Origin of the sequence: Citrobacter rodentium NBRC 105723 = DSM 16636 (assembly GCF_021278985.1) — a bacterium.
Classification (GTDB): Bacteria; Pseudomonadota; Gammaproteobacteria; order Enterobacterales; family Enterobacteriaceae; genus Citrobacter_A; species Citrobacter_A rodentium.
In genome coordinates this window covers 4,819,840-4,835,960 of record NZ_CP082833.1, presented here as the reverse complement: position 1 = coordinate 4,835,960, position 16,121 = coordinate 4,819,840, and the positions used below count along the sequence as shown (strand labels likewise).

The following is a 16,121-nucleotide window of genomic DNA, read 5'->3' as shown; positions in this document are numbered from 1 at the left end:
CCTATAATTCCAACGATTTGTATTCAGATCAGATAAGACACCGCACTGGATTAAGATGAAAACGATTGAAGTTGATGATGAACTCTACAGCTATATTGCCAGCCACACGAAGCATATCGGCGAGAGCGCATCCGACATTTTACGGCGTATGTTGAAGTTTTCCGCTGCATCACAGCCTGTCGCTTCCGCAACCAAAGAGGTTCGCGCCGCGCAGCCTGTGAGCGCGGAGACGAAGCCCGTCAATCCTGTCAAAGATAAGGTGCGCGCCATGCGTGAGCTGCTGCTGTCCGATGAATATGCGGAACAGAGAAAAGCGGTGAATCGCTTTATGCTGGTGCTGTCTACACTTTATTCACTGGATCACCAGGCGTTTGCCGAGGCAACCGAGTCGCTGCATGGCCGCACGCGCGTTTACTTCGCGGCGGATGAACAGACGTTGCTGAAAAACGGTAACCAGACTAAGCCTAAACATGTGCCAGGCACGCCGTACTGGGTGATCACTAACACCAACACCGGCCGTAAATGCAGCATGATTGAACACATCATGCAGTCAATGCAATTCCCGGCGGAATTGATTGAAAAGGTTTGCGGAACAATTTAATGCTTGCATAAAAGGACCAGGCAATGGCAATCCACACCCGTGCAGGTCAACCTGCGCAACAAAGTGATTTGATTAACGTCGCCCAGCTGACGGCGCAATATTATGTCCTGAAGCCAGAGACAGGGAATAAAGAGCACGCGGTGAAGTTCGGCACCTCCGGACACCGCGGCAGCGCTGGCCGTCACAGCTTTAACGAGCCGCACATTCTGGCGATTGCCCAGGCCATCGCCGAAGAACGGGCGAAAAACGGTATCACTGGCCCTTGCTATGTCGGTAAAGACACCCATGCGCTGTCCGAACCGGCGTTTATCTCCGTACTTGAAGTGCTGGCCGCCAACGGCGTCGACGTGATTGTTCAGGAGAACAACGGGTTTACCCCGACGCCTGCGGTGTCGAACGCTATCCTGGTACACAATAAGAAGGGCGGTCCGCTGGCCGACGGTATTGTGATCACGCCGTCCCATAACCCGCCGGAAGATGGCGGCATCAAATACAATCCGCCAAACGGCGGCCCGGCGGACACCAACGTCACCAGAGTGGTGGAAGATCGCGCGAACGCGCTGCTGGCCGACGGACTGAAGGGGGTGAAGCGCATTTCTCTCGACGCGGCGATGGCGTCTGGTCACGTCAAAGAGCAGGATCTGGTGCAGCCGTTCGTTGAAGGGCTGGCGGAAATTGTTGATATGACCGCGATCCAGAAGGCGGGCCTGACGCTGGGCGTCGATCCGCTGGGCGGCTCCGGTATCGAATACTGGAAGCGCATTGCTGAACACTACAAGCTGAACCTGACCATTGTGAACGATCAGGTGGATCAGACCTTCCGCTTTATGCATCTGGATAAGGACGGGGCGATCCGCATGGACTGCTCCTCTGAGTGCGCGATGGCCGGTCTGCTGGCGCTTCGTGATAAGTTCGATCTGGCCTTCGCCAACGATCCGGACTATGACCGTCACGGCATCGTTACCCCCGCGGGGCTGATGAACCCTAACCACTATCTGGCGGTCGCCATTAACTATCTGTTCCGGCATCGTCCGCAGTGGGGCAAAGAGGTGGCGGTCGGTAAGACGCTGGTCTCTTCCGCGATGATTGACCGCGTGGTCAACGACCTGGGCCGTCGGCTTGTGGAAGTGCCGGTTGGCTTTAAGTGGTTTGTTGACGGGCTTTTCGACGGCAGCTTCGGCTTCGGCGGCGAAGAGAGCGCGGGGGCATCGTTCCTGCGTTTCGACGGTACGCCGTGGTCTACCGATAAAGACGGGATCATCATGTGCCTGCTGGCGGCGGAAATCACCGCGGTTACCGGCAAGAACCCGCAGGAGCATTACAACGAGCTGGCGAAGCGTTTCGGCGCGCCAAGCTATAACCGTTTGCAGGCGGGCGCCACCTCCGCGCAAAAAGCCGCGCTGTCTAAGCTCTCTCCGGAGATGGTCAGCGCCAGCACGCTGGCGGGCGACCCTATCACCGCACGTCTGACGGCAGCGCCGGGCAACGGCGCGTCGATTGGCGGTCTGAAAGTGATGACCGACAACGGCTGGTTCGCCGCGCGTCCTTCCGGTACGGAAGATGCCTATAAGATCTATTGCGAAAGCTTCCTCGGCGAAGAGCACCGCAAGCAGATTGAAAAAGAAGCGGTGGAAATCGTCAGCGAAGTGCTGAAAAACGCATAACGTGAAGTGAAATGAAAAGGCGCCATAAGACCTGAGGGATCCCCAGAAACATCATTAATACACCATAATAATGTTTCGATAGGCCCTCGCCATATCGGCGTATACCCTGTCGGGGTTCATCCCCGACAGGAGCCCCGGCGACTGCCTGATGACATTTTCACTCAATGTCAGATACGACAGCACCCTGCGTGATTTCTCACTGTTCGCCTGGAACCATCGATTTATTCCCTTACTTTCAAGGTAATATCCTGTCAGCCATATGATGATGCTGTAGAGAACTGCAACCAGGCAAAGCACGGATATTCGTTTCTCCCCCCGGCTTTTACTTGCCCGCAGTCCCAACCCATAGCGCTCGCTTTTTTCATCCCTGAAGTTCTGTTCTATCTGCATACGGCGACTATAAATTTTAACAATCTCGCGTGGCTTATATTCCATCAGGCTGGTAAAAAGCAGCCACGGTTCACGCGCATTTTTACGGTACATCCTGTCTGTTCTGGGGTAATGCTGGCTGCTTTTCCTGCCCGTCGCCCTCTTATGTACGGTGTAAAAATGTCCCGGACAGTCACGACTGGCGTTGCGTGCCAGTCGCCCGAATCCCAGATAGCGCGCCGTTGTTGATGATGCAATATCCCGCGCCATCTGCCAATCTTCATCCCCGACGACCTGAAAATAGAGGCTGCCCCTGACTCGTCCGACAAAATCCCAGCCCAGAGAACGGATGTGGTGAAACCAGCTGCTGCGAAAGCCTGCATCAGTCACGATAATGACCTGCTTATCTTTGCCGATGGCAGTAGCCATCTGATCGAGAAAGGCATTTTGCACGGCAGAGTTGTTCTGGTAGCGGGAGGAAATGACTTTACTCATCAGAGGAATAGCTCTGCCATCGCACAATAAGCTTGCCCGCAAAACACTGAGCTCTGATGAAGGATAACCACTCCAGTCCACGGCAATGACACAAACTGAAAGACTGTGTGTGAGTCGGGATACAAGCTGCCGGTAGACGGAGGGAATATCACTGAACATCAGGTCGCTGTTGAGGTGCCGGTCAACACGCTTAATCTTGTGCTTAACTCGTGCGGGGCCTGGCAGGTATCTGCCGATGCTGGTAAGAGAAAGCGAAGCACCACGCGTCAGGGCCACGGTCATATCGAGCAGGGCATTTTTACGGTACTGATGAATGGAGTTCAGGGACTGGCTGAAAAATTTATGGCAAACTTGTGAAGCAGGCATAGAGGAGTGACCTTACTTTTTGGTGGAACACTAAGTAGATCACAACCTTCTATGCCTGTCTTTATTTATGGGGAACCCTCAGGCCATAAGACGCCTTTTTTACAGATTAGCAGGGCTGAAAAACGAAGCGCCACCAGGCAGTGCCGGATGGCGACATAATGAACATCACCCGTGCTTATTCTTCAGCTCAAAGCGCGGCGATACCAGACCATACAGCGTCCAGCCGAGGAAGGTCACAATCGAGCCGTATAGCATCGCTTCTTCCCCCGATGAGTAGAGCGCGTAGAAGCTGTACATCGCGCCAACGAACGCCACAAAGTTCGCCATTTTCGCCTTTGTCGGCGGGACGTTCGCCACTTTCTGAATAATCACCAGCGCCGCCATCGACAGGATGTAGGGGATGATATTGGTCACTACCGCCAGGTTGACCAGCACGTTGAACTGGCTGTTCAGCGACGGGCTGATGGTCATCAGCGATAGCCCGCTCTGGATGATGACGATAGTCAGCATTCCCTGAACCGGCGCATCCACTTTTGTCACCCGCGAGAAGATTTTCGGGAAATAACCTTCGTCGGCAGAGGATTTGAACACCTGGGCGATAGTGAACTGCCAGCCCAGCAGCGAGCCGCAACAGGACATGATCATCAGCGCCATGATCACCTTACCGACTTCCGGGGTGAACATCTGGGCAAACGCCAGGCCAAACGGCGCGGTAGAGTTCGCCAGATCCATGTTCGGCACAATTCCGGCAATCACGTTGGTGGAGACGATATAAATCACCGCCGCGCCCAGCGTTCCGCCAAGTACCGCGATCGGCACGTTGCGTTCCGGGTTATCCACCACTTCCGCATTGGCGCAGGCTGACTCCAGCCCGAGGAACGCCCACAGCGTCATGGCGATTGATGACCCGACGGCGGTAAAGAACGGCACGTGATGCGGGTTCCAGGAGTTAACGTACAGGGTCGGGCTGAACCAGAACCAGCCGATGATGCACAGGCCGACCACCGGAATGATCACTCCCCAGACGGTAATACTGCTGAGCTGTCCAGTGATGCGCGCGCCGCCAAAGTTAGCGACCGTGCAGATCCACAGGACGCCGATGGTGGCGAGGCCGATCTGCACCGGCGAGAGCGTCGCGCCAAACAGCTCGGTGCCGTAGCCCACTGCGGAAATCGCAATGGCAACGTTGGCGATCAGCAGCGACACGCCGTAGGTGTAGTTGGCCATAAAGTTGCCGGACTTGCCGAAGGCATACTCCGCATAGCCGCCCATCCCGCCGGATTTACGGCTGAACATCCCGCACTTGGCGAAGGCCCAGGCCAGCGCCATCGAGCCGACGGCGGTGACCAGCCAGGAGATAATCGATATGGTGCCGACTTCCGCGAGCTTGGTCGGCAGCATGATAATCCCGGAGCCCATCATGTTGACCATCGTCAGAATGGTGAGCTGGATAACGCCCATTTTGTTGGCTTTGGCTTTACTCATACTGTTTCTCCTTTCAGCAGGTCGTGCTGTGCTTCACGCGCTTTAATCACGTAGCACCACACCTGCTTGCGGCCATCACGTTCTTCGATGTAAACGCCCTGAAGCTCAGGCGCAAAGCCCGGCAGCAGGTTGATCCCTTCCTCCAGCGCGCTGAAGTAACGCAGTACCGCGCCGCCCCAGACTTCCCCCGGCACCACGCACAGCACCCCCGGTGGATAAGGAAGCGCGCCTTCGGCGGCAATGCGGCCTTCGGCCTGCGGCAGCGGCACCAGCTCCACTTCGCCGCGCAGGTAGGCGTAATTGGCCTCCTGCGGATTCATGCTGACGCGCGGGAAATGCGCCTTACGGAACATCTCTTTTTGCAGCTGTTTGACGTTGTGACGGGCGTAGAGATCGTGCATCTCCTGGCACAGCTGGCGCAGGGTGTAACCGCCATAGCGCGCCTCATGCTGCCTGTAGATGGACGGCAGAACTTCCGCCAGCGGGGCGTCAGACTCCAGCAGCTTCTCGAAGCGCACCAGCAGCGCGACGAGCTGTTGCAGTTTCGCCATATCCTCAGCCGGGGTCAGCAGGAACAGAATCGAGTTGAGGTCGCATTTTTCCGGCACCACGCCGTTTTCGCGCAGGAAGTTGGCGAGAATAGTGGCCGGTACGCCGAAGGTGTCGTATTCGCCGGTCCGTGCATTAATGCCCGGGGTGGTCAGCAGCAGCTTGCAGGGGTCGACAAAATACTGATGCTCGGCGTAGCCCTCAAACGCATGCCAGCTTTCCCCCGGCACAAAGTGGAAGAAGCGCAGATCGTTGGCGATTTCCGCCGTTGGGTAAGCGTGCCACGGCTTGCTGTCCACCGTTTCCGGCACAAACGGACGGATATGATGGCAGTTTTCGAGGATCAATTTACGCGCGTCGATACCGTTCGCCACGCAGTCCATCCACATATTGCGACCGCTGACCCCTTCGTGCATTTTGGCGTTAACGTCAAGCGCGGCAAACAGCGGATAGAACGGGCTGGTGGAAGCATGCATCATAAAGGCGTTATTCATACGCTTATGCGGCACATAGCGTGGCTGGCCTTTGATATGGCTGTCTTTTTTATGGATCTGCGAGGTCTGCGAGAACCCGGCCTGCTGCTTATGCACCGACTGCGTCACCAGGATGCCCGGATCGTTTTCGTTCAGATCCAGCAGCAGCGGCGAGCAGTCCGCCATCATCGGAATAAACTGCTCGTAGCCCACCCACGCAGAGTCGAACAGGATGTAGTCGCACAGATGACCAATCTTATCCACCACCTGGCGGGCGTTATAGATAGTGCCGTCGTAAGTGCCTAACTGAATGACGGCCAGACGGAACGGACGGGCGTCGCGGGCGCGCTGCGGTGCCACTTCGCTGACCAGTTCGCGCAGGTAACTTTCGTCAAAGCAGTGCGCGTCAATCCCGCCGATAAAACCATACGGATTACGCGCGGTTTCCAGGTAAACCGGGGTGGCGCCAGCCTGTAATAGTGCGCCGTGATGGTTTGACTTGTGGTTATTGCGGTCGAACAGCACCAGATCGCCCGGCGTTAACAGCGCATTGAGCACCACTTTGTTCGACGATGAAGTACCGTTCAGCACAAAGTAGGTTTTATCGGCGTTAAACACTTTTGCCGCATGCTGTTGAGCAATGCACGGCGCGCCTTCGTGGATCAGCAGATCGCCCATCGCCACGTCAGCGTTGCACAGATCGGCGCGGAAAAGCGTTTCGCCAAAATACTCAACGAACTGGTTGCCTGCCGGGTGGCGACGGAAAAACTCGCCGCCCTGATGCCCGGGACAGTCAAAGGCGCTGTTTCCCTGATTAACGTAATCGACCAGCGCGCGAAAGAACGGTGGGCGCAGCTGCGTTTCGTAATGGCTCGCCGCGCTTTCAAGCTGGCGACCATAGAAGGCGGCGCGGGCTTCATGGCATTCAAAGACGCCGGAAATGCGCGGCAGATAATCGGCCGGAACGCGCTCTTCATTTTCCGTTGCGATAAACACCGGGATCCCGTAGCCGGTCGCGTCTATTTCATCGAGTTTTCCTCGTTCAATATCGTTGACGGATAATACTACCGCAGCCACGTCAATAAAATGCGTTTCATCGACATTAACTATACTGCGTTGTGTAGAAAAACAGTCAGGGCAGGAGCGGCTAACGGCAATTTTTAATTCAGACATTTTCATCTCTTTATTTCAGGTAATAGCAGGTCCTCAATTTCTCAAATGAGAAATTGATAGCGCCGGAATAAAAGCAAAGTCCTTCCCCTGATAAATAAAATCAGTGAATTGCTTTTTTCAGGATGCAAAAAACCTCACCTGTCCGGTGGCAGGCAAATTCAGGTTTTAGCAGTGTGAGCACTTAGAGATACAGGCGTAAGCCTGTGATACAGCGAGTCAGGAAGACCTGTATGCTGGCGTGCCCATAGTCGAAAGACTAACGGGCGTTAAAGAAATGAAAATCGAAACTATTACGGTGGGCAAACATCATAATATGCGTTGTTCGCCTGATATGAGGCATTAAGCGGTTATTGTTTTCCATTTGAATCACCTTTCCTTTAGAAGTAGAAGGTGAGGGTATTTTATCCAGGAAAACAGCTTTAACTGTGAAGGAGATCAACAAAAATCGATCATTTCAAAAATATTTAGTCGTTTTTTCTGAATACATCAAGATAAAGCATTAAAATGTTTATAATATGTTATAAAGTTGTTTTTATTACTTTTACCAGGATTTTACTTATTCCGTAATAAATATTATTGCGCCATCCTGTGGTATTAAAAATTAAATTATCGATTTATTTAAAAATAATGAATAACCATTCATGGCATAAAGCGATAGCCAATGCCGGTTTCGGTAATAAAATGCCGCGGGCGCGCAGGATCCTGCTCCAGTTTTTGCCGCAGGTGGGCCATATAAATACGCAAATAGTGGCTGTGCTCGACCGCGTTCGGCCCCCAGACCTGATTCAACAGCTGTCGTTGCGTCAGCACTTTTCCGGCGTTATTGAGCATGACGGCCAGCAAACGAAACTCTATTGGCGTCAGATGGATTTCCTTTTCGCCGCGATGAATCAGACGCGCGGCAAGATCGATCGTCACATCGGAAAAGCGCACAACCGGTTCTGGGGCGGGCGCGGAGGCGTGGCGGCGCAGGGCCACGCGCAGGCGCGCCTGTAGCTCGCCAATGCCAAAGGGTTTACTCAGATAGTCATCGGCGCCGGCATCAAGCGCGGCGATTTTGTCGCTCTCTTCGCTGCGGGCGGAAAGCACAATCACCGGGACCGCGCTCCACTGCCGCAGGTCGCGAATAAAATCGATACCGTCGCCGTCCGGCAGACCGAGATCGAGAATAATGAGATCGGGTTTACGCGTCGCCGCCTCCAGCAATCCGCGCTGCAGGGTTTCGGCTTCGAACACGCGCAGCCCGTCGCCTTCCAGCGCGCTGCGCAGAAAGCGGCGAATGGCCTGTTCATCTTCAACAATCAGAACGTTTGTCACATAGCCTCATGAAAATCTTCAAGCGCCGGGGGCGGCTCCTGTACCAGTGTAACACGGAAGCAGGCGCCGCCCTGAGGGCGGTTACGAACGGTGAGAGTTCCGCCATGCACTTCAACAATTGCCCGGCAAATCGCCAGCCCCAGCCCGACGCCGGGCACCGCGGACTCTTTATTGCCTCTGGCGAATTTGTCAAAGATGAACTGCTGCTGGCCTTCGGGGATCCCCGGCCCGTTATCCCACACCTCAAGCTGCAACCGGTTGTTCGTCACCTGGGCGTCAATACCGATCTCCGCCTGCGGACCGGCATATTTTATGGCATTTTCCAGCAGATTGATCAGCACCCGCTCGAACAGCGGACCATCGACGTGAATCAGCGTCAGCGGCGCAGGCAGCGAAAGATTCACCGGCTGGAGTAAGCCCGGCTCCAGCATTTTTAGCGCGCTGCCAACCACTTCCTCAAGAGTAAGCCACTCTTTATGAAGATTAAAACCGCCGGACTGAATGCGCGCCATATCCAGCAGATTATTCACCAGCCGGGTGGTGTTCAGGATCTGCTGGCGGATCTCGCTGGCCTGTTTCGCGTGCGCAGAGCCTTCACTGGCGAGGTCGAGGGTGAGGATCTCCGCCTGGCCGAACAGCACCGTCAGCGGGGTGCGCAGATCGTGGGAGAGTGCGGCGAGCAGGGCGTTACGCAGGCTTTCCCGCTCGCTTGCCAGACGGGCCTGCTCTTCGCTGGCCGTCAGCGTCAGGCGCTCCAGCGCGTTCGCCACCAGCAGGGTAAAGGTTTCCAGCAGACGCTGCTGTTCGGGGATCATCAGCTGGCGCAGATTTCCCGGTTCGACAATCACCAGGCCGTAGGTTTTCTCCGCGCAGCGCAAGGGCATAAACTGATACGGCACGGCGGGAAGCGTGTCGGTGCCCGCGCCCGCAGGCAGCCCTTTGTCAAAACTCCAGCGGGCGATGGCGTCATCCCACGGAGTGATGCCCTGCTGGCGGGTGAGTGGAACCAGTCTGCCGTGCTCGTCCGGCAGCAAAACCTGACTGCGGGCGTGAAACGTCGAGGCGATAAAGCGCTCGCTGATGGCGGCGATATCCTGTTCGCTGCGGCCCATCGCCAGCGCTTTCGACATTTCATACAGGTGGCGCGCGCGCTGTTCCCGATAGCGGGCGACGCGCGCCTGATAGCGCACGCCAGCGGTCAGGTTGCCCACCACCAGGCCGACCGTCAGCATCACCGCAAAGGTGAGTAAATACTGTACGTCCGACACGGCAAGCGTCCCGCGCGGCGCAATAAAGAACAGATCGAAGCTGATAACGCTAATCACGGTGGCAAATACCGACGGCCAGCGGCCATAGAACAGGGAAACCACCACCACGCCGAGCAGATACAGCATCACCAGATTCGCCTCGTCGAAGGCCGCCAGCCATTGGCTGGCAATAACGGTCGTGATGGCGCACAGCGCGACGGCGACCAGACAGCCCTGAATCTGCACGCGCCATTTATCCTTAACGCTGCGCGTATCCGGCACCGCTGGCAGCGCGCGCCGGGGCGGTTCGTCCAGCGCGACAATCAGTACATCCAGCTCGGGGGCGCGTTTAGCCAGCCGCTCCGCAAAGTTGTCTTTTCGCCACCAGCGCCGCGACGAGGGGCGTCCGAGCACAATTTTGCCAAGATTATGCTCGCGGGCGTAGCGGACCGCCGCTTTGTCAGCGCAGGGATCGGAAAGGGTAGCGGTTTCCGCGCCCAGCTCCTGCGCCAGCCGCAGGGCGCTCAGAATATCCCGGCGCTGTTTTTCCGCCAGGCGGTGCAGCGCGGGCGTCTCCACATACACCGCATGCCAGACGCTGCCCAGCCGGGAAGCCAGACGTGCGGCGGCGCGCACCAGCTTTTCGCTGCCGGTGTTATGCCCGATGCACAGCAGGATGGCGTCACGGGTGTGCCAGACCTTATCTTCGCCGGGACGCGCGCGCCAGGCGCGCATTTGTTCATCCACCCGGTCGGCGGTACGGCGCAGGGCCAGTTCACGCAGGGCGATCAGATTGCCTTTGCGAAAGAAACGTTCGATCGCGCGTTCGGCCTGGCCGGCGAAATACACCTTGCCCTCTTTCAGACGCTGGTGCAGATCGTCCGGCGGCAGGTCCACCAGCACCACTTCGTCGGCGGCGTCGAAGAAGGGGTCCGGTACGGTTTCACGCACCTGAATGCCGGTCACGCCGCTGACCACATCGTTAAGGCTTTCCAGATGCTGAACGTTAACGGTGGTGAACACATCGATACCGGCGTCGAGCAGTTCTTCGATATCCTGCCAGCGCCGGGGATGTCGGGAGCCTGGCGCGTTGCTGTGCGCCAGTTCGTCCACCAGGATCAGCGCCGGACGGCGGGCGAGGGCGGCGTCGAGATCGAACTCGCTGATGTGTCGTCCGCGATGCGCCTGGCGCTTCAGCGGCAGGAGCACCAGCCCCTCCAGCAGGGCGGCGGTCTCCTGACGTCCGTGGGTTTCCACCACGCCAACCAGCACGTCCAGTCCCTGCGCGCGCAGACGCTGCGCTTCTGCCAGCATCGCCCAGGTTTTTCCGACGCCCGCACAGGCGCCGAAGAAAATTTTCAGTTTGCCGCGATGCGGCGCGGCGGTCTGCTCCAGCAGGCGATCGGGGTCCGGGCGTAGCGGTTCTTCATTAACCATCAGAGCTTATCCAGCGCTAAATTGAGTTCCACAAGGTTCACGACCGGCTGGCCGATAAAGCTGACCGGCGGCGTTTGACTGTATTTTGCAACCAGCTGCGTTACCGTTTCAACGCTGAGATTTCGCGCCCGGGCGACGCGCGGGATCTGCCAGGCAACCGCTGCGGGCGTCAGGTTGTTATCCAGCCCGCTGGCGGAGGCGGTGACCAGCTCGACCGGCACCGTCGCGCTGGCCTGCGGATTGGCGGCGCGCAGGGCGGCAATCCGGCGCTGTAGCTCTGCGTCCAGCGCAGGATTGCTGGCCGCAAGGTTGCTGCCGCCGGACGCCAGCGGGTTATAAGGCATGTCGGCGGTTGCCGAAGGGCGGCCATGAAAGTAGCCTTCGGCGGTAAAGTTTTGTCCAATCAGCGCCGATCCGCGCACGACGTTATCTTCAATAATCAGCGAACCGTTAGCCTGCGGCGCAAACCACCCTTGCCCGAGGGCGGTGGTCAGCAGCGGATAGACGCCGCCGGTCATTAGCATCAGGAAAACCAGCGTCGACAACAGGGGACGTAGTTGACTCATCGTACACCTCACACCAGACCCGACAGGGTCAGCAGTAAATCAATCACTTTAATCCCGATAAACGGCGCCAGCAGGCCGCCGAGGCCATAAATCCACAGGTTGCGGCGCAGCATCGCTGAGGCAGAGAGCGGCCTGTAGCTCACGCCTTTCAGCGCCAGCGGGATCAGAAAAACGATGATCAGCGCATTAAAAATCACCGCGCTGAGAATAGCGGAATCCGGCGAATGCAGGCGCATAATGTTCAGCGCGTTCAACTGCGGATAGGTCGCGGCAAAGGCGGCCGGGATGATCGCGAAGTACTTCGCCACGTCATTAGCGATACTGAAGGTGGTCAGCGAGCCGCGCGTCATCAGCATCTGTTTGCCGATATGCACCACCTCAATAAGCTTGGTCGGGTTGGAGTCGAGATCGACCATGTTGCCCGCTTCTTTAGCCGCCTGGGTGCCGGAGTTCATCGCCACCGCGACGTCCGCCTGAGCCAGCGCCGGGGCGTCGTTGGTGCCATCCCCGGTCATCGCCACCAGACGCCCCTCGGCCTGGTACTGGCGAATCAGCGCCAGCTTGGCTTCTGGCGTTGCTTCGGCGAGGAAGTCGTCCACGCCCGCTTCCGCAGCGATGGCCGCCGCCGTCAGTCGGTTATCGCCGGTGATCATGACCGTTTTGATCCCCATTTTGCGCAGCTGAGCGAAACGCTCTTTAATCCCGCCTTTGACGATATCTTTTAATGCGATCACCCCCAGCACCCGCGCGCCTTCCACTACCACGAGCGGCGTGGCGCCATTGCGGGCGACGCTGTCCACTTTTTGCCCGACATCTTCGGGAAACTGTCCGCCATTGGCCGCCACATAGCGGCGAATGGCGTCGACAGAGCCTTTACGGATTGTCCGGTTGTCGATGTTAATCCCGCTCATCCGGCTCTGGGCGGTAAACGGTACGAACGTTGCGTGCAGCGACTGCGCGTCGCGCTCGCGGAGGTTGAAACGCTGCCTGGCGAGGATGGCGATACTGCGGCCTTCCGGCGTTTCATCCGCCAAAGAGGCGAGCTGCGCTGCGTCGGCCAGCGCTCTTTCATCCACGCCGTTGGCCGGCAGGAACGCCGAGGCCTGACGGTTGCCAAGGGTGATGGTGCCGGTTTTATCCAGTAACAGCACGTCCACGTCGCCTGCCGCTTCCACCGCGCGGCCGCTGGTGGCGATGACGTTTGCGCCGAGCATTCTGCTCATCCCGGCGACGCCGATCGCGGAGAGCAGGCCGCCGATGGTGGTCGGGATCAGGCACACCAGCAGGGCAATCAGCACGGTGATGCTGACTGCCTGACCGCCCCAGGCGGAAAACGGCCACAGGGTCGCCGTTGCCAGCAGAAAAACGATAGTCAGCGCAATCAGCAGTATGGTCAGCGCGATTTCGTTCGGCGTCTTGCGACGCTGCGCGCCTTCGACCATCGCGATCATCCGGTCGAGAAAGGTTTCACCGGGGTTTACGCTGCATTCGATCACCAGCCAGTCAGAGAGAATGCGCGTTCCGCCGGTGACCGAGGCGAAATCGCCGCCGGACTCGCGGATCACCGGCGCAGACTCGCCGGTAATGGCGCTTTCGTCCACCGACGCGCCGCCTTCAATCACTTCGCCATCGCAGGGGATAATATCGCCAGCCTCTACCAGCACGATATCGCCTTTGCGCAGTGCCTCTGCCGGGACCTGCTCTGCCTGCGCGCCGTATTTCGGTTCACACAGCTTACGGGCGAAGGCGCTTTTTTTAACCCCTTTCAGGCTGTTAGCCTGCGCTTTACTGCGTCCTTCGGCCAGCGCTTCGGCAAAGTTGGCGAACAATACGGTGATCCACAGCCACAGGCAGATCGCCCCGCTGAACCACGCATTGCCGGACATCAGGCCGCTGAACATCGCAAGGGCGATCAGCGTGGTCAACAGGCTGCCGATCCAGACGATAAACATCACCGGATTGCGCCACTGGGCGCGGGGAGATAATTTTTTAACGGCCTCTGTCAGCGCCTGAGTCACCAGGGGGGGTTCGAACAGCGCCAGTTGTTTGCGACTCATCATTGTGTGCTCCGTGCTTAGCGTAAGGAAAGGTGTTCAGCCACAGGGCCAAGCGCCAGGGCAGGAATAAAGGTCAGCGCGCCCACCAACAGCACGGTGCCCGTTAACAGCCCGACAAACAGGGCGTCATGCGTCGCCAGCGTTCCCGCAGTGGTCGGCTGGCGCTTTTTCACCGCCAGCGAACCGGCAATCGCCATCACCGGAATAATCACTCCGAAGCGACCGACAAACATGCAAAAGGCCAGCAGACAGTTCCAGAACGGCGTGTTGGCGCCAAGCCCGGCAAAGGCGCTGCCGTTGTTATTGGCGGCGGATGAGACGGCGTACAGCACTTCGCTAAAACCGTGCGCGCCGGGGTTAAGCATCGCGCTGCGTCCCGCTTCGCTCATCATCGCCAGCGCGCTGCCGGACAGCACCAGCGCCGGAGTGACGAGGATCGCCAGCGCGGTCATTTTCATCTCCCGCACGTCAATTTTTTTGCCGAGATACTCCGGCGTGCGGCCAATCATCAGTCCGGCGATAAACACCGCCAGCAGCACGAACAGCAGCATGCCGTAAAGACCGGAGCCGACGCCGCCGAACACCACTTCGCCGATCTGCATCAGCCACATCGGCACCATGCCGCCCAGCGCGGTAAACGAGTCATGCATGGCAATCACCGCGCCGCAGGAGGCGGCGGTAGTCACCACGGCGAACAGGCTGCTGACGACCACGCCAAAGCGACTCTCTTTGCCTTCCATGTTAAGACTGCTGTCCGCGCCGTACTGCAACAGATGCGGATTGCCCTGTACTTCAGCCCACATCACCACCGCCGCGCAGACGATAAACATCAGCGACATGGCCCACAGCAGCATCCGGCCCTGGCGGCGATCGCCCGCCGCGTCGCCAAAGGCGAAACAGAGCGCCGCCGGAAGCAAAAAGATGGCCAGCATCTGCACCATATTGGTCAGCGCGGTTGGGTTCTCAAACGGATGCGCCGAGTTGGCGTTGAAGAAGCCGCCGCCGTTGGTGCCAAGCATTTTGATCGCTTCCTGCGAGGCGACCGGGCCCATCGGCAGCAGCTGTTTTACCCCTTCGAGGGTGGTGTACGGCTGATACGGCAGCAGGTTTTGCGGCACGCCTTGCTGAATGAAGAACAGGGCGATAAGCAGCGCGAGGGGGAACAGGATCCACAGGGTAATGCGCGTCAGATCCACCCAGGCGTTACCCAGCGTGCTGATACTCTGGCGGGTAAATCCACGGATCAGGGCAAACGCTACGGCGACACCGGTCGCCGCCGACAGAAAGTTTTGCACTGTCAGCCCCGCCATCTGGCTGAAATAGCTCAGGGTGGTTTCCCCGCCGTACGACTGCCAGTTGGTGTTGGTGACAAAGCTGACCGCCGTGTTCAGCGCCAGATGCCAGGAGAGCCCCGGCAACTGCTGCGGATTCAGCGGTAACAGGTGCTGGAACCGCAGCAGCATAAAGAGCGCCGCCAGCCCCAGCAGGTTCACAGAAAGTATCGCCAGCAGATACTGTTTCCAGCTCATCTCCTGCGCGGAAATACCCAGCCCGCGCCAGAGTACGCGCTCGATTCCGGCCGTCCCCGGCAAAGGCTTCGTGTTGATTAAACGCGTGAGGCCCGCGCCGACGGGTCTGGCAAGGAGAAACAAAAGGGATAAAAAACTGGCGATAAGCAGAAATCCTTGTGCGGCCATCAGAACGCCTCCGCATGGATTAAGGCAAACACCAGATAAATTACTAATAAGCAAATCAGCACGATGCCGATTATCACGCCTGCACTCACGGTGCACCTCCAGTGGCATAGTAGTGATAATCAGAGGGTAAATATCCGCCTGCAAAGATTTCGCAAAAATTAGCGGCCCGGCTGTAAAAAAAGTATAAAAATGGCAAAGACCATAATTTAACTAATGATTAGTATTAATTTAACTTTTATGTAACTTAATTACGGATGGAGTGTAAATTTCGCCGTAATGGCTAAAAATAAGTGGTCGGATGAGTAGTAAAATTACAGACAAAGCGTTACTATTTTCATCAGATAACTGAATTCATTTTACCGGTGCTATTCACCGGTTATCGAAAAGGGGAGAAAGTATGGAACTCTATAAAGACTATCCGGCGCATGTCATTTTGTTACGCCGTACTTTCGCCGTCGTGGCGGGAGTCCTGGCGCTGCCGGTCATGCTGTTCTGGAAAGACCGCGCCCGTTTTTACAGCTACCTGCACCGCGTCTGGTCGAAGACCAGCGATAAGCCGGTATGGATGGCGCAGGCAGAGAAAGCGACCTGCGACTTTTACTGATCGTTCAGCTATGAAGAAAGC

General features: G+C 57.4%; 13 protein-coding genes. 3 read left to right on the top strand and 10 right to left on the bottom strand.

Annotated features, from left to right (window positions below):
* Window positions 1–55: 55 nt before the first annotated feature.
* Both seqA and pgm read left to right on the top strand, forming a co-directional pair.
* Window positions 56–601 carry a replication initiation negative regulator SeqA gene (gene seqA / locus K7R23_RS23020; protein WP_012905023.1) on the top strand — a complete coding sequence of 182 codons (546 nt, stop codon included), beginning with the start codon at window positions 56–58 and terminating at the stop codon, window positions 599–601.
* 23 nt (window positions 602–624) lie between these two features.
* On the top strand, window positions 625–2,265 hold the full coding sequence (gene pgm, locus K7R23_RS23015) for a phosphoglucomutase (alpha-D-glucose-1,6-bisphosphate-dependent) (protein WP_012905024.1): 1,641 nt from the start codon (window positions 625–627) through the stop codon (window positions 2,263–2,265).
* A 54-nt stretch (window positions 2,266–2,319) separates the two neighbouring features.
* Here pgm and K7R23_RS23010 read toward each other — a convergent pair whose 3' ends face one another.
* From K7R23_RS23010 to kdpF, 10 genes are all read right to left on the bottom strand, one after another.
* Window positions 2,320–3,495 carry an IS4-like element ISCro2 family transposase gene (locus K7R23_RS23010; RefSeq protein ID WP_012905025.1) on the bottom strand — a complete coding sequence of 392 codons (1,176 nt, stop codon included), beginning with the start codon at window positions 3,493–3,495 and terminating at the stop codon, window positions 2,320–2,322.
* Window positions 3,496–3,660: 165 nt separating this feature from the next.
* The gene (gene potE / locus K7R23_RS23005) at window positions 3,661–4,980 is read right to left on the bottom strand and encodes a putrescine-ornithine antiporter (protein WP_012905026.1); all 1,320 of its coding nucleotides are present in this window, start codon (window positions 4,978–4,980) and stop codon (window positions 3,661–3,663) included.
* Entirely contained in the window at window positions 4,977–7,175 is a 2,199-nt protein-coding gene (gene speF / locus K7R23_RS23000; RefSeq protein WP_012905027.1) for an ornithine decarboxylase SpeF, read from the bottom strand. The genes potE and speF overlap by 4 nt, the downstream gene beginning before the upstream one ends.
* A gap of 256 nt (window positions 7,176–7,431) precedes the next feature.
* Complete coding sequence (gene speFL / locus K7R23_RS22995) at window positions 7,432–7,536, bottom strand: leader peptide SpeFL (protein WP_106875989.1); 105 nt, start codon at window positions 7,534–7,536, stop codon at window positions 7,432–7,434.
* A 278-nt stretch (window positions 7,537–7,814) separates the two neighbouring features.
* Window positions 7,815–8,492 carry a two-component system response regulator KdpE gene (kdpE, locus tag K7R23_RS22990; RefSeq protein ID WP_012905028.1) on the bottom strand — a complete coding sequence of 226 codons (678 nt, stop codon included), beginning with the start codon at window positions 8,490–8,492 and terminating at the stop codon, window positions 7,815–7,817.
* The gene (gene kdpD, locus K7R23_RS22985) at window positions 8,489–11,176 is read right to left on the bottom strand and encodes a two-component system sensor histidine kinase KdpD (protein ID WP_012905029.1); all 2,688 of its coding nucleotides are present in this window, start codon (window positions 11,174–11,176) and stop codon (window positions 8,489–8,491) included. Before kdpD ends, kdpE begins: the two co-directional genes overlap by 4 nt.
* Entirely contained in the window at window positions 11,176–11,742 is a 567-nt protein-coding gene (gene kdpC / locus K7R23_RS22980) for a potassium-transporting ATPase subunit KdpC (protein ID WP_012905030.1), read from the bottom strand. Before kdpC ends, kdpD begins: the two co-directional genes overlap by 1 nt.
* 8 nt (window positions 11,743–11,750) lie before the next feature.
* The gene (kdpB, locus tag K7R23_RS22975; protein WP_012905031.1) at window positions 11,751–13,799 is read right to left on the bottom strand and encodes a potassium-transporting ATPase subunit KdpB; all 2,049 of its coding nucleotides are present in this window, start codon (window positions 13,797–13,799) and stop codon (window positions 11,751–11,753) included.
* 17 nt (window positions 13,800–13,816) lie between these two features.
* Window positions 13,817–15,496 carry a potassium-transporting ATPase subunit KdpA gene (gene kdpA / locus K7R23_RS22970; RefSeq protein ID WP_012905032.1) on the bottom strand — a complete coding sequence of 560 codons (1,680 nt, stop codon included), beginning with the start codon at window positions 15,494–15,496 and terminating at the stop codon, window positions 13,817–13,819.
* Window positions 15,496–15,573, bottom strand: coding sequence for a K(+)-transporting ATPase subunit F (gene kdpF / locus K7R23_RS26015; RefSeq protein WP_368365707.1), 78 nt, complete (start codon window positions 15,571–15,573; stop codon window positions 15,496–15,498). The genes kdpA and kdpF overlap by 1 nt, the downstream gene beginning before the upstream one ends.
* Before the next feature lie 320 nt (window positions 15,574–15,893).
* Between kdpF and K7R23_RS22965 the strand changes: the two genes are divergently transcribed.
* Window positions 15,894–16,100, top strand: coding sequence for a YbfA family protein (locus tag K7R23_RS22965; protein WP_012905034.1), 207 nt, complete (start codon window positions 15,894–15,896; stop codon window positions 16,098–16,100).
* Window positions 16,101–16,121 lie beyond the last annotated feature (21 nt).

Coding starts and splice junctions, on each gene's coding strand:
- kdpD (WP_012905029.1), bottom strand. CDS start 11,176: ATGGTTAATGAAGAACCGCTACGCCCGGACCCCGATCGCCTGCTGGAG.
- kdpA (WP_012905032.1), bottom strand. CDS start 15,496: ATGGCCGCACAAGGATTTCTGCTTATCGCCAGTTTTTTATCCCTTTTG.
- potE (WP_012905026.1), bottom strand. CDS start 4,980: ATGAGTAAAGCCAAAGCCAACAAAATGGGCGTTATCCAGCTCACCATT.
- K7R23_RS22965 (WP_012905034.1), top strand. CDS start 15,894: ATGGAACTCTATAAAGACTATCCGGCGCATGTCATTTTGTTACGCCGT.
- kdpB (WP_012905031.1), bottom strand. CDS start 13,799: ATGAGTCGCAAACAACTGGCGCTGTTCGAACCCCCCCTGGTGACTCAG.
- speF (WP_012905027.1), bottom strand. CDS start 7,175: ATGTCTGAATTAAAAATTGCCGTTAGCCGCTCCTGCCCTGACTGTTTT.
- pgm (WP_012905024.1), top strand. CDS start 625: ATGGCAATCCACACCCGTGCAGGTCAACCTGCGCAACAAAGTGATTTG.
- K7R23_RS23010 (WP_012905025.1), bottom strand. CDS start 3,495: ATGCCTGCTTCACAAGTTTGCCATAAATTTTTCAGCCAGTCCCTGAAC.
- speFL (WP_106875989.1), bottom strand. CDS start 7,536: ATGGAAAACAATAACCGCTTAATGCCTCATATCAGGCGAACAACGCAT.
- kdpC (WP_012905030.1), bottom strand. CDS start 11,742: ATGAGTCAACTACGTCCCCTGTTGTCGACGCTGGTTTTCCTGATGCTA.
- seqA (WP_012905023.1), top strand. CDS start 56: ATGAAAACGATTGAAGTTGATGATGAACTCTACAGCTATATTGCCAGC.